The organism is Vreelandella vilamensis (genome assembly GCF_031451755.1).
Taxonomy (GTDB): domain Bacteria; phylum Pseudomonadota; class Gammaproteobacteria; order Pseudomonadales; family Halomonadaceae; genus Vreelandella; species Vreelandella vilamensis.
On the sequence record NZ_JARWAN010000009.1, the window covers coordinates 1 to 25,122 of the forward strand.

General features: G+C 51.6%; 21 protein-coding genes. 14 read left to right on the forward strand and 7 right to left on the reverse strand.

Translation table 11 applies throughout. The features are described from left to right. Positions 1-188: 188 nt before the first annotated feature. Together QC823_RS07165 and msrP are read right to left on the reverse strand one after the other, a co-directional pair. Positions 189-788 carry a protein-methionine-sulfoxide reductase heme-binding subunit MsrQ gene (locus tag QC823_RS07165; RefSeq protein WP_309655679.1) on the reverse strand — a complete coding sequence of 200 codons (600 nt, stop codon included), beginning with the start codon at positions 786-788 and terminating at the stop codon, positions 189-191. 18 nt (positions 789-806) lie between these two features. After that, positions 807-1,775 (reverse strand): protein-methionine-sulfoxide reductase catalytic subunit MsrP, encoded by a 969-nt coding sequence (gene msrP, locus QC823_RS07170; RefSeq protein WP_309655680.1) that lies wholly within the window; start codon positions 1,773-1,775, stop codon positions 807-809. A gap of 247 nt (positions 1,776-2,022) precedes the next feature. Here msrP and QC823_RS07175 point away from each other — a divergent pair, with 247 nt between their 5' ends. Then, entirely contained in the window at positions 2,023-3,021 is a 999-nt protein-coding gene (locus QC823_RS07175) for a cytochrome-c peroxidase (protein ID WP_309655681.1), read from the forward strand. Between the two features lie 96 nt (positions 3,022-3,117). Here QC823_RS07175 and QC823_RS07180 read toward each other — a convergent pair whose 3' ends face one another. Continuing rightward, on the reverse strand, positions 3,118-4,092 hold the full coding sequence (locus QC823_RS07180) for a calcium/sodium antiporter (RefSeq protein ID WP_309655765.1): 975 nt from the start codon (positions 4,090-4,092) through the stop codon (positions 3,118-3,120). Positions 4,093-4,315: 223 nt separating this feature from the next. Here QC823_RS07180 and QC823_RS07185 point away from each other — a divergent pair, with 223 nt between their 5' ends. The 8 genes from QC823_RS07185 (at position 4,316) to QC823_RS07220 (ending at position 12,666) form a co-directional block, all read left to right on the forward strand. After that, entirely contained in the window at positions 4,316-5,662 is a 1,347-nt protein-coding gene (locus QC823_RS07185) for a paraquat-inducible protein A (RefSeq protein ID WP_309655682.1), read from the forward strand. Further along, positions 5,655-7,334, forward strand: a complete 1,680-nt coding sequence (pqiB, locus tag QC823_RS07190; protein ID WP_309655683.1) for an intermembrane transport protein PqiB — start codon at positions 5,655-5,657, stop codon at positions 7,332-7,334. The genes QC823_RS07185 and pqiB overlap by 8 nt, the downstream gene beginning before the upstream one ends. Positions 7,335-7,486: 152 nt before the next feature. Continuing rightward, on the forward strand, positions 7,487-7,987 hold the full coding sequence (locus QC823_RS07195; RefSeq protein ID WP_309655684.1) for a PqiC family protein: 501 nt from the start codon (positions 7,487-7,489) through the stop codon (positions 7,985-7,987). A 164-nt stretch (positions 7,988-8,151) separates the two neighbouring features. Beyond that, positions 8,152-9,405 carry a DEAD/DEAH box helicase gene (locus QC823_RS07200; RefSeq protein ID WP_309655685.1) on the forward strand — a complete coding sequence of 418 codons (1,254 nt, stop codon included), beginning with the start codon at positions 8,152-8,154 and terminating at the stop codon, positions 9,403-9,405. 90 nt (positions 9,406-9,495) lie between these two features. Then, positions 9,496-9,999 (forward strand): hypothetical protein, encoded by a 504-nt coding sequence (locus QC823_RS07205; protein WP_309655686.1) that lies wholly within the window; start codon positions 9,496-9,498, stop codon positions 9,997-9,999. An 8-nt stretch (positions 10,000-10,007) separates the two neighbouring features. Continuing rightward, positions 10,008-11,207, forward strand: coding sequence for an MFS transporter (locus QC823_RS07210; protein ID WP_309655687.1), 1,200 nt, complete (start codon positions 10,008-10,010; stop codon positions 11,205-11,207). Between the two features lie 36 nt (positions 11,208-11,243). Continuing rightward, the gene (locus QC823_RS07215) at positions 11,244-12,314 is read left to right on the forward strand and encodes an asparaginase (protein WP_309655688.1); all 1,071 of its coding nucleotides are present in this window, start codon (positions 11,244-11,246) and stop codon (positions 12,312-12,314) included. 112 nt (positions 12,315-12,426) lie between these two features. Next, a complete protein-coding gene (locus QC823_RS07220) occupies positions 12,427-12,666 on the forward strand; it encodes a DUF2789 domain-containing protein (RefSeq protein WP_309655689.1) in 240 nt (79 codons plus the stop codon). Between the two features lie 68 nt (positions 12,667-12,734). On the opposite strand, the gene QC823_RS07225 is transcribed toward QC823_RS07220, so the two are convergent. Both QC823_RS07225 and trhP read right to left on the reverse strand, forming a co-directional pair. Then, positions 12,735-13,157, reverse strand: coding sequence for an SRPBCC family protein (locus tag QC823_RS07225; RefSeq protein ID WP_309655690.1), 423 nt, complete (start codon positions 13,155-13,157; stop codon positions 12,735-12,737). A gap of 93 nt (positions 13,158-13,250) precedes the next feature. Then, on the reverse strand, positions 13,251-14,663 hold the full coding sequence (trhP, locus tag QC823_RS07230) for a prephenate-dependent tRNA uridine(34) hydroxylase TrhP (protein WP_309655691.1): 1,413 nt from the start codon (positions 14,661-14,663) through the stop codon (positions 13,251-13,253). Positions 14,664-14,863: 200 nt separating this feature from the next. Here trhP and queC point away from each other — a divergent pair, with 200 nt between their 5' ends. Genes queC through QC823_RS07250 form a run of 4 tightly spaced genes read left to right on the forward strand, consistent with a single transcriptional unit; the run spans position 14,864 to position 17,316 of the window. Continuing rightward, entirely contained in the window at positions 14,864-15,559 is a 696-nt protein-coding gene (gene queC, locus QC823_RS07235; RefSeq protein ID WP_309655692.1) for a 7-cyano-7-deazaguanine synthase QueC, read from the forward strand. After that, a complete protein-coding gene (gene queE, locus QC823_RS07240) occupies positions 15,546-16,196 on the forward strand; it encodes a 7-carboxy-7-deazaguanine synthase (RefSeq protein ID WP_309655693.1) in 651 nt (216 codons plus the stop codon). Before queC ends, queE begins: the two co-directional genes overlap by 14 nt. Beyond that, entirely contained in the window at positions 16,196-17,029 is an 834-nt protein-coding gene (locus QC823_RS07245) for a 6-carboxytetrahydropterin synthase (protein ID WP_309655694.1), read from the forward strand. Before queE ends, QC823_RS07245 begins: the two co-directional genes overlap by 1 nt. After that, positions 17,026-17,316, forward strand: coding sequence for a YkgJ family cysteine cluster protein (locus QC823_RS07250; RefSeq protein WP_309655695.1), 291 nt, complete (start codon positions 17,026-17,028; stop codon positions 17,314-17,316). Before QC823_RS07245 ends, QC823_RS07250 begins: the two co-directional genes overlap by 4 nt. Positions 17,317-17,354: 38 nt before the next feature. Here the strand turns inward: QC823_RS07250 and QC823_RS07255 are convergent, their stop codons facing one another. Further along, positions 17,355-21,254, reverse strand: coding sequence for an ATP-binding protein (locus QC823_RS07255; RefSeq protein WP_309655696.1), 3,900 nt, complete (start codon positions 21,252-21,254; stop codon positions 17,355-17,357). 30 nt (positions 21,255-21,284) lie between these two features. Continuing rightward, complete coding sequence (locus QC823_RS07260) at positions 21,285-21,941, reverse strand: MiaE family protein (RefSeq protein ID WP_309655697.1); 657 nt, start codon at positions 21,939-21,941, stop codon at positions 21,285-21,287. Positions 21,942-22,394: 453 nt separating this feature from the next. On the opposite strand from QC823_RS07260, the gene acnB reads away from it, so the two are divergent. Next, the gene (gene acnB, locus QC823_RS07265) at positions 22,395-24,998 is read left to right on the forward strand and encodes a bifunctional aconitate hydratase 2/2-methylisocitrate dehydratase (RefSeq protein WP_309655698.1); all 2,604 of its coding nucleotides are present in this window, start codon (positions 22,395-22,397) and stop codon (positions 24,996-24,998) included. The last annotated feature ends 124 nt before the right edge of the window (positions 24,999-25,122 follow it).

The window sequence follows — 25,122 nt, forward strand, 5'->3', positions numbered from 1 at the left end:
GTTCTCATGACCGCTTGCCTTGATATTCGGTGATTTATCACCCTCATCGGCAAGCGCCCACATGAATTACCTGATCACATTATTAAAGAGCTGCGAGATGGCAAAACCGCTTGCCTCTCGATGGGTGCATATCATACTTGTTTTTCGATTCCGGTCAAGGCCTGACAATCACTTTTTACCGAGGAAAGCTATTGGCGATGCAAGATCGCATCAACCACGCGAAAAACAACAAGCGCAAGAAATACGATGGCGAAAGCAGTTGGGAGTAGATAGTCAACACGCGTGAGCACCCATAAATGATAAACACCCAATCCTGCCGCAACATAAATGAGGCGATGCAACCAATGCCAAGCGGACCAGCCCATTTTCTCAGGAGCCCAGCGGAAGGATGTCAAAGCAAGTGGAATCAATAACAATAACCCTGAAAGACCATACCGAATATATTCAAGCTCCCACATATCATGCCAAATCCACCGCCATTCCCAATACTGATCCCACCCCATCCAGGTCAGCATATGTGCAGTGAGCCAAAAAAAGGCCCACAACCCCATCTGCCTTCGCGCAATCATAATCCCCACCCACCCACTGAGGCGAAAAGCAGGACTAAACGCAATAGTGACAAGCAAGAGGATTAAGCCAGTACGCCCCGTAAAGTGGACCGCCGTTTCTGCTGGGTTCGCACCCATACTGTCCGACAACCACATCCACCCAAGCCATAATGCAGGCACAACACCTGAAAGCAATACCAAAAACCGAAAGAGCAGAATCTTCGCTTTCGTATCTATCATAGATCAAAGCACTCAATTCTAATGATGCCGTTGTAAATCCATTCCTTCATAAAGGTGGGCGACTTCTTCTGCATACCCATTAAACATCAGCGTTTCGCGCCGACCAGGTTCTCCAATGCGACGCTCTCGCGCCTGCGACCAGCGGGGATGATCCACATTGGGGTTCACATTGGCAAAAAAACCGTATTCTTCAGGATTTTGCTCTTCCCAAGAAGTTTTCGGTTTTTGCTCAAGGGCACGAATAACCGTTACGGACTTTATGCTTTTAAATCCATACTTCCATGGCACCACCAAACGCATAGGGGCACCATTTTGATTAGGCATTTTTTCTCCGTACATCCCTACGGCTATCATCGTTAATGGGTGCATCGCCTCATCCATACGCAATGCTTCGCGATAAGGCCACTCAATAATTGAGCGCTGCTGCCCTCGCAACTTTTCGGGGTCATGAATGGCTTCAAACTCAATGTATTTAGCTTTAGAGGTGGGATCATGATGTTTTATAAGCTCGCGTAAGGGAAAGCCTATCCATGGTATCACCATCGACCATGCTTCAACGCAACGTAACCGGTAGATTCGCTCCTCCAAGCTGTAGCGTTGCAGAATATCTTCAAACGCAATGTCACCCGTTAAATTGAACTCCCCTTCTACTCGCACACTCCATGGGTCTGTTGGCAACTTATGGGCATATACTTCCGGATCACTTTTTCGCGTACCGAATTCATAAAAATTATTATAAGACGTCGCATCGCCATAATCGGTAATACCTTCATCGCCAGCAAAGTCCTTACGCGTCATGTTTTCTTTTAGCTGTATCTTAAATTCATCTGCCCAGGCCTCTGCTTTCGTAGGCATCAGCAAACCCGAAGGCAGGATTGATGCAGCTCCCAAGGCTACCCCTTGACGTAAAAAACGCCGACGTTTCTCAAAAAGCCTTTTCGGTGTGACTTCTGACTCAGGAATAGAGGGGTAGCGATAGCGGGGCATTTCGTTGACTCCTTATGATTCGGTTTTCAAGACCAATACGCTATGGCATTCCACACAAAAAATCACGTCAAGACGACAACTGAACGCTAGATAATAAAAAATTGACCCAGGTCATCCTAAGCGTTTTCTCAAGGAATTTGCTAGGTTGATTTTTGCGACCAAATCAACCTAAATGGTAGTTGATGATACGATATTTATGGGCTTTTCACTTTAAAAGGCCAATAAATAGCATGAGAGGGAACAATCTATGAAAAAGCACCACAGCATGAAAAAAATATTACCCGCACTAATAGCAAGCTCAGCACTCATACCAGCAAGCTTTGCCGTTGCCGAGGATGGGCTAGAAGATTACCGTGATCGTTTTGATGCGTTGCCTTATCTTCCCCCCATTCCCTCTGACAACTCACTTAGTTCTGAAAAGGTTGAGCTGGGTAATATGCTCTTTTTTGAGCCCCGTATTTCTTCAAGCGGCGTCATCAGTTGCGCCACTTGCCACAATCCTGCTTTAGGATGGGCTGACCGGATACCTCGCGCTACAGGCCATGACGGACAAGTGGGCGAACGTAATACACCCACGGTTCTTAATAGTGGCTTTTTAGAATCACAATTTTGGGACGGTCGCGCACCCGACCTTGAGGCTCAGGCTCTAGGCCCCATTGAAGCTGGCGTTGAAATGGCAATGGACCTTGACTCCGCACTAGCACGATTAAATGAGTTCGACCTCTATCAGCGTAAATTTGAGGCCGCTTTTCCAAATGACGAAGATCCGATTAATGCGGACAATCTGGCAAAATCGCTAGCGTCGTTCCAGCGTACACTGAATACTCCTCATTCACCGTTTGACCGCTATCTGCGCGGAGATATGGAAGCCATTAGCGACCAGGCAAAAGACGGCATGGTAGCTTTCGTCGATAACGGCTGTATTGCTTGTCACAGGGGCCCTGAGCTAACGGACAGCCAATTCCATGCGATTCAGGTTCCCGGCTCCACTGACCTTGGACGCTATACAGTAACAGGCGAAGAAAGCGACAAATATCGCTTCAGAACACCAACGTTGCGCAACGTAGCTGTGACTTACCCGTATATGAACAACGGCGCGACCGAAACATTAGAAGAATCCGTGGCTATCATGGGCCGTGAAATGCTGGGCAGTGAATTTGAAGAAGCCACGATTAATGATATCACTGCTTTCCTACACACGCTGACAGGCGAAATGCCAGATTTTGAGGTACCCGCACTTCCCTAAAAGCAGACATGTATAGATACATGGTAAATTAGAACAATCGGCCAGCTTAATATAGCTGGCCGATTGCTTTTTCAACGTGGGACTTGGCAGCTAGCCTTAAGCATTAATGACCAACGAAACCATATAGGCTGTATAAGCAATAAACAGCAGAAGAAGCCCCCCGCCTTCCACACGATTGATATACCTAGGGCGGCCTCTCCAGGAAAATGCAAACAAGATCATAAGCACAGTCATCGCGAGCATTACTCCCCAATCGCGCGATAACACTTCATTACCTGTCTCGATGGGAGTAATAACCCCCGCCAACCCCACTACACCTAACGTATTAAATAAATTAGAGCCAACAACGTTACCTAACACCATATCGTGCTCTTTACGCTTTAATGCACTAATAGAAGAAGCTAGTTCAGGTAACGAGGTTCCAATAGCCACTACAGTAAGCCCAATAATGAGTTCACTAACACCAAAGGCAAGCGCAATCTCTACGGAGCCCCACACCAAAAATCGAGAGCTTGCCACCAAAAGAACAAGGCCTGTAAGTGTCCAAACCAGTGCTTTACCACGCGACATGGGATGACTTTCCAGCGTAGCGGCCACCTCGCCCACCAGAGCATCGTTTTGTTCTCCGCGTGATTTCACGATACTGATAATGATGAACACCAGCAGCGCCAACAGTAAAACAACAGCCTCCCAGCGTGCTATAAATCCATCCCATAACATCAGACCAGTTAGGAGAGTGACACCAAAGAGCACAGGCATCTCTTTACGAATGACACTAGAATGAACAGCAAGTGGTGCCAGTAACGCCACAAAGCCCAGCACTAGGCCGATATTAGCAATATTCGAGCCATAAGCATTACCTACCGCCAAGCCAGGGCTTCCTTGCCATGCAGCCAAAACTGAAACCGTCATTTCTGGTGCGGAAGTCCCGAAACCGATCACTAACATACCGATAATAAGTGGCGACAGCCCCAGCCATCGCGATGTTGCGGCCGCACCTTCAATAAATCGTTCGGCACTCCAAATGAGTAAAATTAATCCTCCAACAACAGAGAGTATTGGAAGCAGCATTTTATTTCCTTTCATCATAGGATTAGGCAAAATCGAGAGCGCATCGTTGTGCAATCATCACCTTAGGTCAAGTCATTTATGATATTTGCAGCAAAGCTTGACTCGAACAGTGAGGCCGTCATATTAGCAACATGTATGGTGAAACCTCATGAGGCACTCATTGCGTGATCTCCATTCCCCTTCTTTACGATCAGCTCCTAAATATGTAGGTCTTTTTAGCTCCATGCCTAAACGGTTGGCCAAACAACGCCTGCGGAAACTCCAGATTTCTGACGTCGATCACGCACCTCCAGAAATTCGTACTCAACGTAGACGGCTGAGAACTTGCCATGAGTGCGACTGGGTCAGCGCATTGCCTCCACTTAAATATGGTGAAAAAGCCAACTGCCCTCGATGTGGTTATACGCTTGTGCGACGCCATCGCTACCCAGCGCAACGCAGCATGGCACTCGCTTTGTCGGCACTGGTTGCGCTGATACTCGCTATTTCATTTCCTTTTGTCAGTTTTAATGTGAGCGGCGTGAGTAACCGTATTGAGCTAACACAGACGGCCACAACATTAATTGGATTTAATCAGCCACTGGTTGCCATTGCCGTCATAATGACCATAGTGGTGTTGCCAGCCGTTTATCTAACAGGAGTGGTATGGCTTCAATTTGGGCTTCTGCGTGACCAACCTTTGCCATTTAGCCGAGATATTGCACGCGCCTTATCTCACTTAGCGCCTTGGCTAATGGCGGACGTGTTTATTATTGGTGCGCTGGTCAGCCTTATTAAAATTGCCAGCATGGCAAATATTGAGCTTGGGACTTCATTTTGGAGTTTCTGTGCATTTGCTGTCTTGTTACTTGCCACGACTCAATCGCTTGATGCCGATTGGATGTGGTTTTCACTTGATAACGGCGAACCACAAGCACCCCATGGCACACGCACCGCGGCTACTGCAACCGAACAAGGTTTGGCCGGATGCCACACTTGCGGTTTAATCAATCGTATGGATCCAACCGCCAAAAAAACGCGCTGCATACGTTGCCATGAGACGCTTCACAGCCGTCTGCCCAATAGTTTACAGCGGACATGGGCGCTGATTATTGCCGCGACGGTCATGTACATACCTGCAAACATTTACCCTATTATGAATACCACAAGCTTTGGAAACACGACGCCTTCGACTATTATTGGTGGCGTCGTTGAGCTTGCTCAGATGGGCTCATGGCCAATTGCAGCGGTAATTTTTATCGCCAGTGTGATTGTGCCTGTTGGCAAATTGGTCGCTCTTACGTGGCTTTGCTTAGTGGTCAAGCGAAGCAATGAATTAAACGCCCATAAACGCACAGTGCTATATCGTGTCACTGAATTTATCGGGCGCTGGTCGATGGTGGATGTTTTTGTCGTCGCCATTCTGGTCGCATTAATACGCGCGGGCTCCCTCATGTCGATTACCCCCGGTCCCGCAGCACTCGCCTTTGGCGGCGTTGTCGTGCTCACAATGCTAGCCGCCATGACGTTTGATCCGCGACTTATCTGGGATACCCCACCTCCGCGTTATTCAGGAAAGGTTGATGACTAACGAGAACTCAACACAGCACCCCACGGAAGGAAAGGACCTACACCGCGCTAAGCCTTCCCCGCAGGCGAGACTATCGCCTATTTGGATAATCCCTCTTGTTGCCATTCTTATCGGCTTTTGGTTGATTTATGACAATTACACCAGTCGCGGTACCCTCATCACGCTCACCACTGAGAACGCAGATGGGATAGAAGCCGGCAAAACGCTTATCCGCAGTCGCAGCGTCGAGGTTGGCCGCGTAGAGAGCGTTCAACTCTCAGAAGACCTTTCACACGCGGTGATCAACGCGCGCATTAATCCTAATGCCGAAGCCATGCTTAACGAAGAGAGCCGATTCTGGGTGGTTAAGCCACGTATCGGTCGTGAAGGCATTAGTGGCCTTGGTACGGTGCTTTCAGGCGCCTATATACAGCTGGAACCCGGCACTGCTGAGCAACCAAAGCGTGAATTTCGTGTTAGTGACACACCGCCCGTCGCGCCCTCAGGTGATGCTGGATTACAGCTTAACCTTTTGAGTCAATTAGGTAATTCGTTAAACGTGGGCGACCCGGTTTCTTACCAAGGGTATACCGTAGGACGTGTTGAAGAAGCCAATTTCAACGCTGAAGGGCGCACCATGCACCATCAAATTTACATCGAAGAGCCTTACGCCAATTTAGTCACAGACAGTACGCGTTTTTGGGTGGCTAGCGGTATCGACTTCCAACTTGATGCGGAGGGTGTACGTGTCAATCTGGAATCGCTAGAAGCTCTGCTTGGTGGCGGGGCGACTTTTGGCGTTCCTGAAGATTTACCAATGGGGCAGCCGGTTGGGCCCAACACCCGCTTCAACCTTTATGCCGATGAAAAAAGTGCACGGGAAGGAACCTTTAATCGCTACCTTGAATATGTCTTGCTTGTTGATGACTCCGTTAGAGGCCTAAACAAAAGCGCTTCTGTTGAGTTTCGCGGTGTACGTGTCGGCACAGTCGCAGCAGTGCCGTGGAATTTTACGGCACCACAACCTGACTCTCGTGCACGTTTTGCCATTCCTGTACTGATTCGCATTGAACCGCAGCGTCTGGGCATCGAAAGCACTGACATTGATTTGGAGGAATGGGACGAGCGCTTTAAGCGTATGTTCAATTTAGGCCTGCGAGCCTCACTGAAAAGTGGCAATTTGCTCACCGGCGCTCTATTTGTCGACCTAAATTTCCAGCGCGATAGTACCGCAGAGTACCAGGCTGAAACGTTTGCAGGACACACCGTTTTTCCAACCGTGGCAGGTGATTTTGCTCAAATTCAAGCGCAAATTACTGAATTATTAGACAAACTGAACGGGCTGGAAGTCGAGCCACTTCTAACCGGGATTAACCGTAACTTAGCTGCGTCTGAAGCGTTGCTCGCGGAGGTAAACGACGTATCTCAATCGCTTAACCAACTCCTTAATGATCCAGAGACGCAAGCGGTCAGCGGTAACATCAATACGACGCTGGAAGAGTTACGCTCAGCCCTTGAGGGCGTATCCCCCCGCTCGCCGGCCTACCAGGCGTTTACTTCCACTGCTGAGCGGGTAGACCGTTTACTCCGTGATTTACAGCCATTAACACGCACACTAAACGAAAATCCTCGCGCCTTGTTATTTGATAACCTTGACACGAAAGACCCGACACCTCGCGCGCCGCGTGATTAACGCACGCTATTCATAAAAGGGTTAAGGAAATGATGATGCATAGGAAAAATTCACCCCAAGGAATGCCACTCGTTCTTTTAGCTCTACTGGCACTTTTTATAAGCATGTTACTGGGCGGCTGCGCTAGCAACGTTTCACCATCTACGCGCTATGTGCTTCCCAATGTCGATCAGCCCAACGCTCCCGAGTCGCCACGCTTTGCGCTGAGTATCAAAGCGGTACGTTTGGCACATTACTTAGATGTTGACGGCATTATCATGCAACTTGACGACATCGAAATCCGTGAAGCCCGCGAACACCAATGGGCAGAAGGGTTAAGCCGCCAACTCGGGCGCAACTTGCGTGATGCTCTCGCTATTGCACTAAAAGATATTCAAGTGGTCAATGGCAACCCAAGTAGTGGCGACGCTCTAACGTTACAGCTAGACGTTGATGAGTTTCATGGCCGCTACGATGGTTACGCGATTACGAGCGGTCAGTGGCAACTACGTGACGCGCAGAATAGGCTATTACACCTTGACAGTTTTCAAGCGCGTAAAGCGCTAGAAAATGATGGCTATCCAGCACTCGTGCGCGCGCTTAGCTTAAGCTGGAGGGAAGTCGCTAACGATATTTCGACCACACTGACGCAGAGAAACGACTTACTTCAGTAGCCACACGTTAAGCATAATGTAAGCCTTGCAGGATTCATGCCTGCGAGGTTCCTGGCATGTTATAATATAAGACAGTTTGATACGCTCCTCACCTTTATAATAGATGCTGATATTTCGGCTTCACCACTTCAAAAGCGTGGCAACTATAGCTGCGCGGAGACACTATGCACGCTTCTTCCGCCGTATCTTTTTCTGATCTATCACTTTCAGATGAGCTTTTAAAAGCCGTTAAAGCCAAAGGGTATACACAGCCTAGCCCTATCCAAATTCAGGCAATTCCCGTCATCCTTGAAGGACGGGACTTGCTCGCCAGCGCCCAGACCGGCACCGGTAAAACGGCGGGTTTCACTCTGCCTCTTCTGCAGCGTCTAAGCCAATCGAGCAATAGCCGAAAACATCACATCCGGGCATTAGTACTGACACCGACGCGCGAACTTGCCGCCCAGGTGGCTGAAAGCATTCGGGATTATGGTCATTACTTACCACTGAAATCACTGGTAATTTTCGGCGGTGTCGGACAGCAACCCCAAGTAGACGCATTAAAGCGTGGCGTTGATGTGTTAATAGCCACACCTGGGCGGCTACTTGATTTACATCAGCAAGGACATGTCGATCTTTCGCAAATTGAAACCCTGATATTGGATGAAGCTGACCGCATGCTCGACATGGGTTTTATCCATGACATTAAGCGGTTGCTGCGCTTGTTGCCAAAACAACGCCAGAACTTACTTTTTTCGGCGACATTCTCCAATGAAATTCAAACCCTGGCAAAGCAGCTCTTAAACGACCCAGCCTTTATCGAAGTTGCACCACGCAACACTACTGCCGAAAAAATTGAACAGTCGGTATATCATGTTGATCGCGATAAAAAACGTGAGTTGCTTGCTCATCTCATCGAGAAACATCGCTGGTTTCAAGTGCTGGTTTTCACCCGTACAAAGCATGGTGCCAACCGGTTAGCGGAACAGCTTTCAAAGCAGTCTATTCCGGCAATGGCGATTCATGGCAATAAAAGTCAGGGCGCACGAACTCGAGCGCTTGACGCTTTTAAAAGCGGAGACTTGCAAGTTTTGGTTGCCACCGATATTGCGGCCCGAGGGCTCGATATTGACGACTTACCCCACGTGGTGAACTTTGACCTGCCCAATGTGGCAGAAGATTATGTACACCGCATTGGGCGTACAGGTCGTGCGGGCCGTCAAGGAGAAGCTGTCTCGCTTGTCTGTGTTGACGAAAAAAGCCTACTCAAAAACATTGAACAGTTGATTAAGCAGCCACTCACACGCCATACCGAGCCAGGTTTTGAACCCGATCTCAACGCAACACCTCAGCCAATAGAAAACGGTCGCCGGCAGCAGCGTGCCCCTCGTCAAGGCAAAACAGCCAGCAACCAACAGAGCAAGCGCTCACGCCGCTAGCCCTTGCTGCTAGCCCCTGTATAAGGAATATGCGATGGTATCGCTTATGTGCTTATCAACCATGCTAAGTCACCACAATGGGAGTGATTAATGGCGTCGTCTCAACTTATGGCGGACTATCGCCGCTGGCTCACTTTTCAACGCCAAGAACAGCTCAGCCGTGAACATCAAGGCATTGAGCAACGCATAGAGCAAGCAAAGGCAAGCGCCAACCAGGTAGCTCAGGGTTATCGTAGTATGGCCGAAAAAGCCGCCTCGGAAGGCGCGTGCTATCGGACGTTATTTCTTCGCAGCCATGACAACGAAGACGCACTGGTGTGTGAAGGGTGGCTTTTTATCCGCCGCATGTTAAGTGAAGGCACTCAAACACGCGTGCGAGCCACACTATTGGAAACATTTACTCTTGAAGACGGCATCATGCAACCCGGTGACAAGCCTGCACGAAAAGTGACATTAGAGATTTATGACCGTTTGCAAATGGACAAGGGAATGCTTACCAGCCCAAGGGTTGATTGCATCCATGCGTCCGAAGGCTACCACTTCCTCACGCTATTGGACGCAGTGCGTGGCGATTTACGTCCACACATGACCTAACTGCCGTTATGTTCTCGCGACACTCGCTTATATTTTTACTGCTTATGGTAGTCGTTGGGCTTAACCTGCGCCCAGCGATGTCGTCTGTTGCCCCTTTGCTTACTCGCCTGCAGGAAACTGCCGGACTAACGGCAGCACAGGCGGGGCTTCTTACCACCTTGCCCGTGCTGTTTCTAGGTTTAACAGCGCCTGTTGCACCACTACTTGCTAATCGTTTAGGCAGCGAGCGCGCCCTAAGTACCGCTCTTATCATACTAACCGCGGGCCTAATATTACGTGGGCTGCCATTACCAGGAGCCTTATTTATCGGCTCTGCCCTAGCAGGGAGTGCGATTGGATTAGGCGGCACATTACTACCGGCTTTAGTAAAACGTGAGTTACCGCATAGCGCTGACTTGGTGACTGGGCTATATACCATGGCGCTCTGTCTCGGGGGAGCGCTTGGGGCTGGGCTAAGCGTACCGCTTACCGTTGTACTGGGAAGCTGGCAAGCAAGTTTAATGAGCTGGTCACTATTGGCCATCGTCGCGCTACTATTGTGGCACTTCAGCATGCCAAGCCGTCGCCAAGCAGCCATCACACAACCAGAAGCCAGCGGTTTGCTGAAACTGTTAGGTCAACCTCTTACTTGGTATGTGATGCTCTTTATGGGGCTACAGTCTTCTATGGCGTATGTCGTGTTTGGCTGGCTCCCCTCGCTTTTGATAGAGCGTGGTTATAGCGAAGCTGCCGCTGGCTGGACGATGGCCGTTTCTATTATGTTCCAGCTGGTATCGGCACTTACCGCACCATGGCTTGCTCGCCTGGGCCGTGATCAGCGCCCTGCACTTTTATTCGTTCAGCTGCTCACTGCTTCAGGGCTATCATTATTACTGTTGGCACCTATGACCTGGAAATGGCCAGGCGCTATTCTTTTAGGGCTGGGTCAAGGCGGAAGTTTCAGCCTAGCACTCAGCTTGCTGGTGTTGCGCACGGCCAATTCACGCCTTGCTGGACAACTCTCGGGCTTGGTTCAAGGCGGGGGCTACACCCTTGCATCCTGTGGTCCCTTCCTTGTGGGCTTACAGCTTCAAGCAGGAGCAACCATCTCGACCATAGCGTGGTTGCTAATTACCATCCTTGCCCTGTGCAGTGCGTTTGCCCTCTTTGCCGGACGTAATCGCCGGCTGGATAATGAAAACGGACAGTTGATTGTGCAACGCTATTAGTTTCTTGCCTGGTCGATCCGAAACCGGAGCTTTTCCATGAGTACATCCTCTCCTTTAGCCGCCTGCGCACCATCCGAAGAGCGAATATTGATTATCTACACTGGCGGCACGATTGGCATGGAAGTTTCCCCCAAAGGCCTGCTTCCCAGCGGTCATTTTGACCAACGACTCGACCAAGCGTTAGCGCGACTGCCTTTAGCTGAGCGCCAACAGCTCCCCGTTTTTGATCTCATCAGCTACCCGACGCTTATCGATTCTAGCGCCGCTACCCCTGCTACCTGGCAACACATTGCTACCGATATTGATGCCAGAATAAGTGATTATCGCGGTTTTGTAATACTTCATGGTACCGATACCTTGAGCTGGACCGCCGCGAGTCTTGCGTATCAGCTACAAGGACTCGATAGACCAGTAGTGCTTACTGGCGCCATGCAACCGCTGGAGGTTGCCAATAGCGATGCGCTCGAAAACATACAAGGAGCGTTACATTTTGCCGCTCAATCGGCATTGCAAGAAGTCGTCATCTATTTCGCGGGACAACTACTGCGCGGTGCGAGAGCCGTTAAGCAGCATACCGAGGCCGTGGATGCCTTCACCAGCCCTAATTATCCACGGCTAGGTGAGCGTGTCGAAGAGGATTTCGTCTATTATCCAAGCCGTGGTCTTTCCTATCAGCAGCGCGGCGCGCCGCGTTTTGAACTGCCAGACTATACGCCGTTTGCCCAGGGCGAAGTTATCCGCGTCTCACTTTGGCCGGGTATAGCCGCCTGGCAATTGGCAGCATGGTTAAACGATGTCCGAGTGCGAGGCGCACTGCTACAACTTTGGGGGGCAGGCAATATCACCGACGATCCGGATATTATGTCAGTGATTGCAACAGCAACCGGGGAAGGCAAGCTTATCGCGGCAATCAGCCAGGCTCCGCAAGGAAGCGTCCATCTTGGCGCCTACGCGGCTGGTCATGATTTAGTAGAAGCAGGCGTACTTTCAGGCGATGGTATGACGCCTGAGGCTGCTTATACCAAACTTGTTCACTTGCTTGCCCAGCCGCTCACAGAGTCTGCTCGCCGCCAACAGTTCGTCACATCCTTGGTGGGCGAGCGCTAGTGCATTTCGTCGTGACGCAATGTCACGTCTTAGTGAAAAATGTGCGCATAAACGCTAAGGTAAAGGTAACAACGAATTTCACGTTATTGATTGTATCAAAAGGAGAAAACAGATGGATAAGCCAGTTCACCACTTTAGCGAACTATTTGAACAGCTAGGGCTTGCTAATGACGCAGCTTCAATTGAACGTTTTATCGACAGAAACTCACCATTACCCGAAGAGATGGCACTCGCTGATGCCCCTTGCTGGAATGAAGGTCAAGCAGAGTTCCTGCGTGAAGCAGTTGATGAAGATGCCGATTGGGCTGAAGTCGTCGACCACCTAGATGCCTCAATGCATAAGCGCAAATAAAAGCCCGACAAACTCAGATTTTAGCTAAACGGCGCTAAGTCATGGCATAAGAGCCCATCACTTAGCGCTTAATCTTCTGCGTTAAGCCTCGCTTCAACACGCTCCAAAATTTGCCGACTGACCTTACCCACTAGCGGATTCACAGCTTTATTGACTGCCTTTTCCAAGAAACGGTTGCGAATTTCATAAGTTAACGTAAGCGAAACTTCAGTACCGTTAGGTACAGAACGCAACTGATACCGCCCTTGATTTTTCACACCGTCAAGCGACTTCCATGCCAGCACTTCGGGTGCTTTTGTTTCCGTCACTTCTACGTCAAACGTCCAGTCCATTCCTACCGCTCTCACGTACCAGCGATAACGGTCATCACCGAGTGGTTCAATACGCTGAATTAGGTCGGAATAATCAGTAAAATCCTCGACTCGACTCAGCAAAGCAAACACTCTGTCGGGCGTAGCAGAAAGGATCTCACTGTGCTGAATCGTGGCCATAAAATCATCTCGCGTTAATGGAGTTTTAGCCTAGCATTTTTTGCCTTAGAGACTCTATAGCGTGACTCGCTAGCATAGTCATTCATCACACTGTCACTTCAAGTCGCGCATCAACAAGGCAAACTCAATGCGCTCCGGCGCAATCGTTTCGCCCGGAACAGGGATGCGCACCACATGGCCCGATCCAGGCGCCACACCGACAGACTCACCGCGCTTGTTCTCAATATGCTCCAGCACAAAGCGACGGTTACCACCGGGCAGCATCAACTCCATGCCGTCGCCTACTTCAAAGCGGTTTTTCACTTCAATCTCAAGTTCACCCCGATCGGGGTCGTAGCCAGTGACTTCACCGACAAACTGCTGATGCACACCAATCGAGTTACCTTGCTGATAATTCTGATACTCGTCATGAACATGGCGACGATAAAACCCTTCGGTATAGCCGCGGTTAGCGAGATTATCGAGTTCATCCATTAAGCGCATATCGAAGGGACGCCCAGCCACCGCGTCATCGATGGCTCGACGATAGACCTGCGCCGTGCGCGCCACATAGTAGTGAGACTTGGTACGACCCTCAATTTTCAGCGACGACACCCCCATGCGGGCCAGCTTTGGCACGTGCTGAACCGCACGTAAGTCTTTGGAATTCATGATATAGGTGCCGTGCTCATCTTCGAATACCGGCATGAGCTCACCTGGACGCGTGCGGTCTTCGATTAATGCTGAGAGCTCGTTCTGGCCTTCAAAACCGCCTGCCGAAGCGGTTGATTCCGCGACACTGCCACTGCCAGCCGCAATCACCCCGTTTTCACCGGGCCTCCACATGCCGCTGGCCGAATGGGCACGTGCGGAGTTGGCTGGAACAATATCACCGGTTTCATCTTGTGAAGCCGCAACGGTGTTGTATTTCCATCGACAAGCGTTAGTGCATGTACCTTGATTAGGGTCGCGATGATTAAAGTAGCCCGAAAGCAAACAGCGACCTGAGTACGCAATACAAAGCGCCCCGTGAACAAAGGTCTCAATCTCCAAACTCGGGCACTGGGCGCGAATTTCAGCGATTTCGGCCAACGACAACTCACGCGATAAAATGATGCGGCTAATGCCCTGCTGCTGCCAGAACCTTGCCGCCGCCCAGTTGACCACGTTGGACTGCACCGAAAGATGGATCACTTGATCCGGCCAGCGCTCGCGAATCATCATAATTAAACCGGGATCGGACATGATCAGCGCATCGGGGCCTGCCTCAATTACCGGCTCCATGTCACGTAGGTAGGTTTTCAACTTACTATTATGCGGCGCGATGTTGGACGCGACGTAAAACTGCTTGCCCCGCTCATGGGCGTAAGCAATACCTTTATGCAAGTTATCAATTTTAAAATCGTTGTTGCGGACCCGCAGTGAATAGCGCGGTTGTCCCGCATAAACCGCATCCGCCCCATAGGCGAAAGCGTATCGCATGTTTTTATAAGTACCAGCGGGCGAGAGTAATTCAGGCGCTTTCATCGTGACTATCCGTTTATAAAAATGGGACGCATATTACCAAGCCGCTCTTGCACTGGCTAGGCGCTGCGAGGACTGGCAACTTACTGGTGCATTACGTACACTTGCCGCCTTCCGGACCGGATCCCGGAAACCTTTCTCGCTCTGCAGCATCTTCAAGTGAGCGAGAAAACATAAATTCTCCGGCCAAGAGATACGCTGATATGCCCCACCCCTCAGAAAAAAGCACCGTAGTGATCTACTCCGGTGGTATGGACTCTTTTACCGTTCTCCATCGCGCCCTACGTGAAGGACTCAAGGTTCACGCCTTATCGTTCGATTATGGTCAACGCCATCGTCGCGAACTCGACGTTGCCACCCATGTTTGCCAAGCATTATCACTTCCCCATCAGGTAGTTGATATCCGCGCCATACACGGGCTGATAGATAATTCTGCACTGACTAACCCTGAACGCGACGTGCCTAACGGCGATTACAACAGCGAGAATCTCACCGCGACGGTCGTTCCTAATCGTAATATGGTGCTGCTTTCGCTAGCGATTGCCAACGCCGTCAATATCGGCGCAAAACGGGTGGACTATGGCGCCCACGGGAGTGATCACGAGCTGTACCCCGATTGTCGCCCCGAGTTTGTCGAAGCCATGAATCACGTTGCTGGTATTGCCAACTTCACGCCGGTCAAGATTCACGCGCCTTACCTTCATACCAGCAAAGCAGACATTTTGCGCGACGGGCTCGCCATGGGGCTGGATTACTCCCACACCTGGACGTGTTACGAAGGCGATGTACTGGCCTGCGGTGTGTGCAGCAGTTGCCGTGAACGCCTTGCCGCCTTTGAGCAAAATGGTGTTCAAGATCCGCTCGCCTATAAGCAGGAGGCGACTGATGTACCACGTTAAAGAAGCGTTTTATACACTTCAGGGAGAAGGGGCTCAAGCCGGTCGCGCCAGCGTATTTTGTCGATTTAGCGGCTGCAATCTTTGGTCGGGACGTGAAAAAGACCGCTCAAGCGCTCAGTGCCAATTTTGTGATACCGGCTTTGTCGGCACTGATGGCCTTAATGGTGGCCGCTTCCACGATGCGCCGGCGCTTGCCCAGCACCTTCACGCCTTGTGGCCAGACTCCACACATGGCACCCCTTATGTCGTATTCACAGGAGGCGAGCCACTGTTACAACTCGACAACGCCTTGATTAACGCACTCCATGACAGCGGTTTCGAAATCGCGGTAGAAACGAACGGCACATTGCCCGCCCCCGAAGGCATTGATTGGTTGTGTGTCAGCCCCAAAGGCCTCAATTCTCTCGCTATCACAACGGGCCAAGAGCTCAAGCTTGTTTATCCGCAGGATGACGCGGCACCAGAAGCGTTTGCGGACCTTGCGTTTACACACTTCCTCTTGCAGCCTATGGACACCTCTTTTCTCCCAGACGCTTCTGCACAAGAAAAGGCTGTGTCGCAGGCCACGAAGTACTGCCTCAACCACCCGCAATGGCGACTTTCCATGCAAATACATAAAATCGCGGGCTTTGCATAATGGCGCTTTTTGTTCACAACTTGACCAATGTCGATGTATCGATCTGGGATACTGCTCACGGCTTGACGGGGATGAGCTGGCAGGTCGATGTTCAACTAGAAGGCCAGCTCGGCGAAGATGGTATGCTGCTTGATTTTGGTGCAGTAAAGCCTTGGATCAAGAACGTGCTCGACAATGGTCCCGATCACACGCTCTTGATTCCTTCCCAGGCACCGGGCATCACGATTTTCCCTTGCCAAGAGGGACTATGCTTTCGCGCGGAAATTCCCTTTCCAATTGAAATTAAAGGGCCGAAAGACGCATTTACTCTGATATCAGCTAGCCATATTGATGCTTCCGTGTTCGCGGCATATGCCAATGAATTGCTTAATCAAGCGCGCCCCGATAATGTTGATCACGTTAAAATTAAGGCACAACAGGAAACGATTGACGGCGCCTCTTACGGCTATAGCCACGGGCTGAAACGTCATGCGGGCAACTGTCAGCGTATTGCACACGGCCACCGCTCGCGCTTATCGGTTCACCAACAAGGTCGACGACAGCCGATACTTGAGGCTCACTGGGCCGAGTGGTTAAACCACCGCTATTTAGTTGAAGAGGCGGATATTACACACCAATGTGCCAACACGTTAACGTGCAGCTATACGGCGGCGCAGGGCAACTTCGAACTTACGCTTCCAATGAACCGCTGCGCGATACTTGAGTCTCCCACCACGGTGGAAAATATTACGCGATGGTTAGCCAATCAAATTGCAGGCCAGACGAGCCAAAAAACTGAAGTGGTCGCTTATGAGGGGATCAATAAAGGCGCGACGGCCATCGCTGCCCCATGAACACATTGATTCAATCCGACCAAGGCAACTCAAAAGAGGGGTGCCGCCCCGGTTGCGGAGCCTGCTGCATAGCACCCTCTATCAGCACCCCGATACCAGGAATGCCAAACGGCAAGCCGGCTGGCATGCGTTGCGTACAGCTTGATGAGAATAATTTATGTCGCCTCTTTGGCGATGCCACGCGCCCAGCGGTATGCGAGCAATTTCGTTTTGATTCAGCGCTTTGTGGCGAGAAACGTGAAGACGCCCTCGCCGCGCTCACCCAACTGGAAAACGCAACAGGCTAAGCCACCATGGTTCAAGCAGGGGCATTGGCGCAATAGCACTATTCGCTCTCTAAACTTTCCGGTGCCAAGCGACGGCCAAGCAGGCTAACCCAGCGCACTAGCACTGGCGCATCACTGTGGCTGACTTCATTGAGCAAGCGCCGGAAGGTTTTCCGAGCTTTTTCATCATCCGGCGCTATGTCCGTCAGCCAAAACTCCAGAGCCGCTAACTCTTGATGGCGATTACCATGCTCTCGCGCCTGAGAAATGGCCAGACTAGCAAGCGCTTTCACTTCTCGTGGTGCATGCCCCAACCACTGACGAACCCGAGCTAACTGAGTGGCCAATTCAGGCAAAAATAGCGTGGTACGTTCCTGCGCAATCACCAAACATTGGTCTAGGTAGTCTTCCGCGGCTTTTAGCTCACCTAATGCTATGCACGCATCGGCATACCATAAAACCGGACGTTGGTAACGATCGCGCCCATTCAGCTCAGCCATTTGATCGAGACTTTCTTCTAGCTTTTGCAAGCCGGCTCGATCACCCCCTAAGGCTCGCTGCCAGCCCAAGATCGATTGAGCGGCAATTTGCCAAAGTTGTAAATCCGGCGTCCCGGTCATCGCCGCAGCCCTTTCGGCGTGGCGGGTCGCCAAATGCACATGCCCAAGCTGGCGATAAAGAGCCGCCGCAAATAGCAGCGCCATGGCGAGGGTACCGGGGTGACCTATTTGCTCCGCCAAGCGAATAGCCGCAGAGACCTGATGTTCGGCACGCTGATAATCACCACGCAAACACAGTGCCCAACCCTGAAAACACGCTGCGGTGACTTGCGGATGATCCGAGAAGGGCAACCACTCAATCATCATGGGCGCATTGAGCGGGTCAATCTCATCAAGGTGATCATGCGCTTGTTGAATACGTCCTGCCCAATATTCGCAGTGAGCTCGTGCGTAATCCGCTAAGCGCTGATAGCGCGGGTCTTCCAACTTAGCGGCGATATCCGCTAACGTGGAAGCAAGAGCAAAGGCGTCCGCATGCGCATAACGCTGACTTCGCCCCACCCAAAGCCCCCACTTCACCAAAAAAATTTGTTCTAAATCTTCTGGCTCATCGGCACTCTCCTGATCAGTGCTACGCAAAAGCTCCCGAGCACGGACAAAACTTTCATGTGCGGTTGGCGAGCCATGGCCTTCCAGAGCAAATGCTGCTTGGCCTCGCACAGTAAGCAAACTGACCTCACGCTCCGCCTGATGATCCACGTGACGCAGGGTGGCAAGACCAAAGTCAGCCATTTTGAGCGCTGTGCGATTAGCGCTGACTTTTAATGCCTCGCGCGCGGCAAGCTCAAAGTAGCGTGCACCACGGGCGTAATGTCCACTACGACGCAGATGGGTGGCAAAATCGCCTGGGTGGCGACTAATCCACATGGGAAAGCGCTCTTCAATCAAGCTAACCACTTGCTGGTGGAGTTTGACGCGCACATCGCGCGGGCATGATAGATAAGCCGCTTCCTGCAATAACTGATGGCTAAATTGATACTCAGGCTGATCACCTTCTTTCTCAACAGGCTCCACAATTTCGAGCTGACGCATGTGTTCCAACGCCTGTTGAAGTGCTGACGCCTCAACACCACTGCATTCCGCGAGAAAATCTAGCCGGAAGCGTTTGCCTAATACGGCCGCCACATGAGCTAAGTGGCGGTCTTGTTCTAGCTGATCAATACGGCTCGCGAGCAGTCCAAAAAGCCCTTTAGGCAAATCATCAAACTGTATCGTGCGTCCCTCACGACGATCCATATCCAGACGCCGGCAAATCTCCTGCATATAGAGCGGTACACCGTCGCAGCGCTCGATAATCTGATTGCGCAACCGCGGACTAAGGTGTATGCGGTAGCGGCGTGATAATTGCGACAGCAACCGAGATGACTCAAGCGCGTCCAAGCGACCTAGTGTAATTTGCTGATCCCAGTGCAGTTTAACCGGCAGCGTTTCCCTGCCATGGTGGCTGGCGACAAGCATAAAAGCGGTGTTGATAGGCAATCGAGCCTGTAGGCCTGCCAGCGTTTTAAAAGAGGGTTCATCGAGCCATTGCAAATCATCAAGCATAACCACCAAGGTTCGCTCTAATGCTTGGCGTTCAATCAACCGGTGCAGCAGACTCACGACCATTTCAACGGCTTCACCGCTTTGGGTTAATTGCGTCATTTCCTGAACATCACGAACCCCGAGCGCTTCTTCCAGAAGGCGTTGGCGGGGCTCATCGAGTTCAGGCATGCCCAAGCGCGTCTGCAGCTCTTTAATCAAGCTTGTATCGGGCTCAGCGTCGAGATACCAAGCGATCAACGTACGAGCAACACCGTACGGCTCTAATACTGATAAACGAGTCGCAGGCTGCCAGCAAATCGCGGCGTCGCGGCTAAGCTCTAATTGCCGAAACCCCACCATGAGCGCCGACTTACCCATGCCGGAAGGCCCGCGCACTAGCACGCTTTGGCGCAAACCAATGCCTGCCCGCGCTAAGGCGTCACGAAGTGTGCGAAGGGACGTTTCGCGACCCACTAGGCTTGGCGGCATGGCGTCGCGTCCGCCTTCGTTCTTACCTAACGCTAAGGCACGCAGGCGGACGCGTCCGTCGCTTGCTACCAAACGTGAAGCCAAACGCGGTTGCAAATCAAGCGCGGGTGGCATGTGTTGGCTTGCCTCTTGCGAGATCACAAGCTCACTGCCCTCCGCTGCGCTCATTAGCTCCAATGAAACCTGCGTCACTTGCCCTAACGGGTCTGCCAACTGGCGTTCGGGAAGGTAAACAACGCGACCACTGTGCAAGCCTGCGGCTAGTTCAAAACTTGGCGGTTCACCGTCTCCCGTCCAGTGGCGTTCACACTCTTGTGGCAGCGCTTGGCGACAGTGCTCGTATAGCGCCACTAACTCTGCCAGTTGATGAGCAGGTCCGTGTGTGCCAAAGCAAGCTAAGCCCAAGCCGCCTGTAGCGCCAGGTAACCAAAAACCGCCCAAGTGATGGCACTGCTGCTCCAGCCACCGCAGCAATTCAAGCTGCAAGGTCAGGCAACTGCGGGTTGCTCCTCGGTCTTGCCAGTCGCCTTGCAAACGCAAACGTATGGCCATCACAGAAAGTTGACGAAGCTCAATTTCATCTTCGCGCAGTGGTTTGCTATCTGCCGCCAGGGTGCGTGAATAGGCCCCTTGCGGGCTGATCATACGAGGGTCTTGGTGACCATCTGACCAATAGTTGGCAAGCTGTAAAAAGCTCGGTTCTGGCTGCTGCCCCGAGAGCGCCAACAGCTGCAAATAACTGTTGTACTGCTCATGGGCAGCGGCCATTTGATCTTGCTCCGCTAACTGCTTCACTAGCCGCTCATGGAAAGGGCCATAACCTGAAAAGCGGCTTACCAAGCTTTCTAACATGGCATCCGGCATATCAGCGTGTGCGTCTAGCACTTGTTCGGCAAAACGAATAACACGCTGACGCCATTCATTGCGTACTTGCACCAGCCACCGCTGAAATTCGGCACAGTTAGTTAACTGCAACTCCTCGATCAAATCCCCTTGATAGCAGGTCAGCACTGCATCAAGCGTTTCCAAATCACGCGGGCCTTCGAGCAAACGCTGCAATTCATGCAAATCCACCTGCCAATGGAGAGGCAAGTCAAAAGCAATCGTTTGACGGGAAACGTTAAGCACCTGGTCCGCTTTATCGCCAAGTGATTGACGTAGGCAGTGCAACGCATGACGTAAGTTAGTACGACCCGACGATAACCCTTGATCCGGCCACAGAAGCTCCGCGAGTGTCGCACGATTTACCGGCTGGCGGTGTAGTAGAAGGTACACCAGCAACGCTTTCACTTTATCGTAGCTAAAGTGGGTCAGCATATTCTCACCTTGGGAGAGGGAGAAATGGCCGAAAAGAACCAGCTGATCAGACTCACTTACATCGCGCATGGGACACATCCTGCCTAAGCGAATAGCGGGTTACGCCGGGACACCGCTATGAAAACGAAACACCGAATCAGGCGACATGATCAATTCCTGCTCGCAAGCCACAAAAAACGCAATGCGTTCATTGATTGGCTCGTGGGTCTGCTGTTCCGCCAGCAACAGGTAATCCTCAAAATGGCGCCCCTCCGACTTCACCAATGTGCGATAAAACTTGGCAAGTTCAATATCTAAATAAGGAATCAAGCAGGCAAAACGCTCACAACTACGCGCTTCGATCAGCGCGCCAATAATCAGCACATCGATCAACCGCTCAGGCTCGTTAGGCCGAACATGCCGTCGAAGCCCTTCGGCATACCGCGAGGCGGTTAAATGACGATATGTCACACCGCGCTTTTCCATTAGCTGAACCACCTGTTCAAAATGTAAAAGCTCCTCACGCGCTAGCTGTGACATTTTGCTGAGCAGTAAAGGTTGATCAACATACCGATAGAGCAAACTCATTGCCGTTGATGCAGCTTTTTTTTCACACTGCGCGTGATCAATCAGCAGCAACGTGGGGTTTTCCAGTGCCCAACTCAACCACGCCTTAGGAGTAGAGCACCCCAAGAAACTCAACAGACTTTCAGGCAACAGATCATCCGCTGTTAAGGAATGATCCGCCTGGCTTAATTCAGCGGCAAATATCGACATAATACCCGTATTCAAGAAAACGTTTTCACTATTGTACAAGACGTGTATCTAAAACGTAGACACTATACAACATCAAGTATCATGACAGGAACATGGCATGGCATTTGCTATGACCTCATGCTTAGAAGCCCCATATTAACGTGGCAACATCAGAATCACACCTATTAGCTTATACACTACTTTTCAGTGCTGCATTTTTACCCGTCTGCTCTTACGAAAGTGCTTTATTTGTCACCAAAGTGCCTTCACCCAAATGCTTTCACCCAAGTGCTTTCACCAAAGTACAACGGCTTTACCTGCCTGCTCGCTTAACATTGTCGACAGTTTGCCGTAGAATCACACCACCTAACCAGACGCTGTTTGTCAAGCGTATATCGTATGTCTGGCCTGTTCGCTGCTGACGTTCAGCCGCTACCCAGCCAGCCATCATAAAGCAAATGAGAGGGCCCCAACGTGCTTGAAGCTTACCGCCAACATGTCGAGGAACGCGCTGCAGAAGGCGTACCACCCAAGCCCCTGACCGCTGAGCAGGTTGCTGATCTTGTAGAATTACTGAAAAATCCACCGGCGGGTGAAGAAGAGTTTGTTCTCGATTTAATCACCAACCGTGTACCGCCCGGCGTTGATGAAGCCGCCTATGTCAAAGCAGGCTTTTTAACCGCTATCGCAAAAGGCGACGCCACTTCCCCGCTGATTGACAAGATTCACGCGGTCAAGCTGCTTGGCACCATGCAGGGTGGTTACAACATTGTCTCGTTGGTTGAGCTTTTAGATAATGAAGACTTGGTCCGCGAAGTTGGCGAACAGCTCAAGCATACTTTGTTGATGTTTGATGCCTTCCACGATGTAGAAGAGCGCGCTAAGAACGGTAACGCTGTCGCCAAGGACGTCATTCAGTCCTGGGCAGACGCCGAATGGTTCCTCTCCAAACCGGCACTGGAAGAAAAAATCACCTTGAGCGTCTTCAAGGTGCCTGGCGAAACCAACACCGATGACCTGTCTCCAGCACCGGATGCTTGGTCACGCCCGGACATTCCGCTCCACGCTCGCGCCATGCTGAAAAACGAGCGCGAAGGCATCGAGCCAATTGAGCAAGGTAACATCGGCCCGCTCAAGCAAATCGAAGAAGTGAAGGCGAAAGGCTTCCCGGTCGCTTACGTCGGCGACGTTGTGGGTACCGGTTCTTCGCGTAAATCCGCCACCAACTCGGTGCTGTGGTTCTTCGGTGACGATATGCCGAACGTACCCAACAAGCGTGCCGGCGGCTTCTGCTTTGGCGGCAAAATCGCCCCGATCTTCTTCAACACCATGGAAGACTCGGGCGCGTTGCCGGTTGAGATGGACGTATCCAATCTCAACATGGGCGACGTTATCGACGTTTACCCATACGAAGGCAAAGTGTGCAAGCACGGCACCGATGAAGTGCTAACGACTTTCGAACTCAAGACCCAGCTGATTCTTGACGAAGTACGCGCCGGTGGTCGTATCCCGCTGATCATCGGTCGCGGCCTGACCGGCAAAGCGCGCGAATCACTCGGTCTGGAGCCGTCTGACGTTTTCCGTCTTCCGGAACAGCCGGTTGATACAGGTAAAGGGTTTACGCTGGCGCAGAAGATGGTCGGCAAGGCCTGTGGCATGGACGGTGTTCGCCCTGGCATGTACTGCGAACCAAAAATGACCACCGTGGGCTCTCAGGACACAACCGGCCCAATGACGCGCGACGAGCTCAAAGACCTTGCTTGCCTCGGCTTCCAGGCCGACTTGGTGATGCAGTCGTTCTGTCACACAGCCGCCTACCCGAAACCGGTTGACGTGGATACTCACCACACCCTGCCCGACTTCATCATGAATCGCGGCGGCGTTTCGCTGCGCCCGGGCGACGGCATAATTCACAGCTGGCTTAACCGCATGTTGCTGCCCGATACCGTGGGCACCGGTGGCGACTCTCATACCCGCTTCCCGATGGGCATCTCCTTCCCCGCGGGTTCTGGTTTGGTGGCCTTTGCCGCCGCCACCGGCGTAATGCCGCTGGATATGCCAGAATCCGTGCTGGTGCGTTTTAAAGGCGAGCGTCAGCCTGGCGTTACCCTACGTGATTTGGTTCACGCCATTCCGCTGTATGGCATCAAGCAAGGACTTTTGACCGTCGCGAAATCCGGCAAGAAAAACGCCTTCTCTGGCCGCGTACTGGAAATCGAAGGGCTTGACGACCTTACCGTTGAACAAGCGTTCGAGCTTTCTGATGCTTCTGCCGAGCGCTCTGCAGCGGGTTGTACAATTACGCTTTCCGAAGACAGCGTCAGTGAATATTTGAAGTCCAACATCACGCTGCTCAAGTGGATGATCAGCAATGGTTACGGTGACGAGCGCACTATCAGCCGTCGCATCGAGGCGATGGAAGCTTGGTTGGCCAACCCAAACCTGATGCGCGCCGACAAAGATGCCGATTACGCCGAAGTGATCGAGATTGATTTGAGCGAAATCAAAGAACCGATCCTTTGCGCCCCCAACGATCCGGACGACGCTCGTTTGCTGTCGGATGTCGCTGGCGAGAAAATCGATGAAGTATTCATTGGTTCGTGCATGACTAACATCGGCCATTTCCGCGCCGCGGGTAAGTTGCTCGAAAAGCAGCCGGCCGGCAGCTTGAAGACTCGTCTATGGCTGGCACCGCCCACCAAGATGGACCAGCACCAGCTAACCGAAGAAGGCTACTACGGCATCTACGGTCGTGCCGGGGCGCGCATGGAAATGCCAGGTTGTTCGCTGTGCATGGGTAACCAAGCACGGGTGGCGGCGAAATCTACGGTAGTTTCCACTTCCACACGTAACTTCCCCAACCGTTTGGGCGATGGCGCCAATGTCTATCTGGCATCCGCCGAACTGGCCGCCGTGGCCGCCGTTGAAGGTCGTCTGCCGAGCGTAGAAGAATATCAACGCTACATGGGTGAGTTTGATGCCATGGCTGGTGAAATTTATCGCTACATGAATTTCCACGAAATTGAGGAGTATCAGAAAATCGCCTCAAACGTGATTCCGGTGGAACAGGAAGCGTAAGCTTCTCGAACCAACCTACATCGCCGATGCTCGCAACATCACAGAAGCAAGCGTTACGCTTCTAAGTCGATGACCGAACGCCCCGCTCCTGTTTTTTCAGGCGGGGCGTTTTTTTCGATGCTGG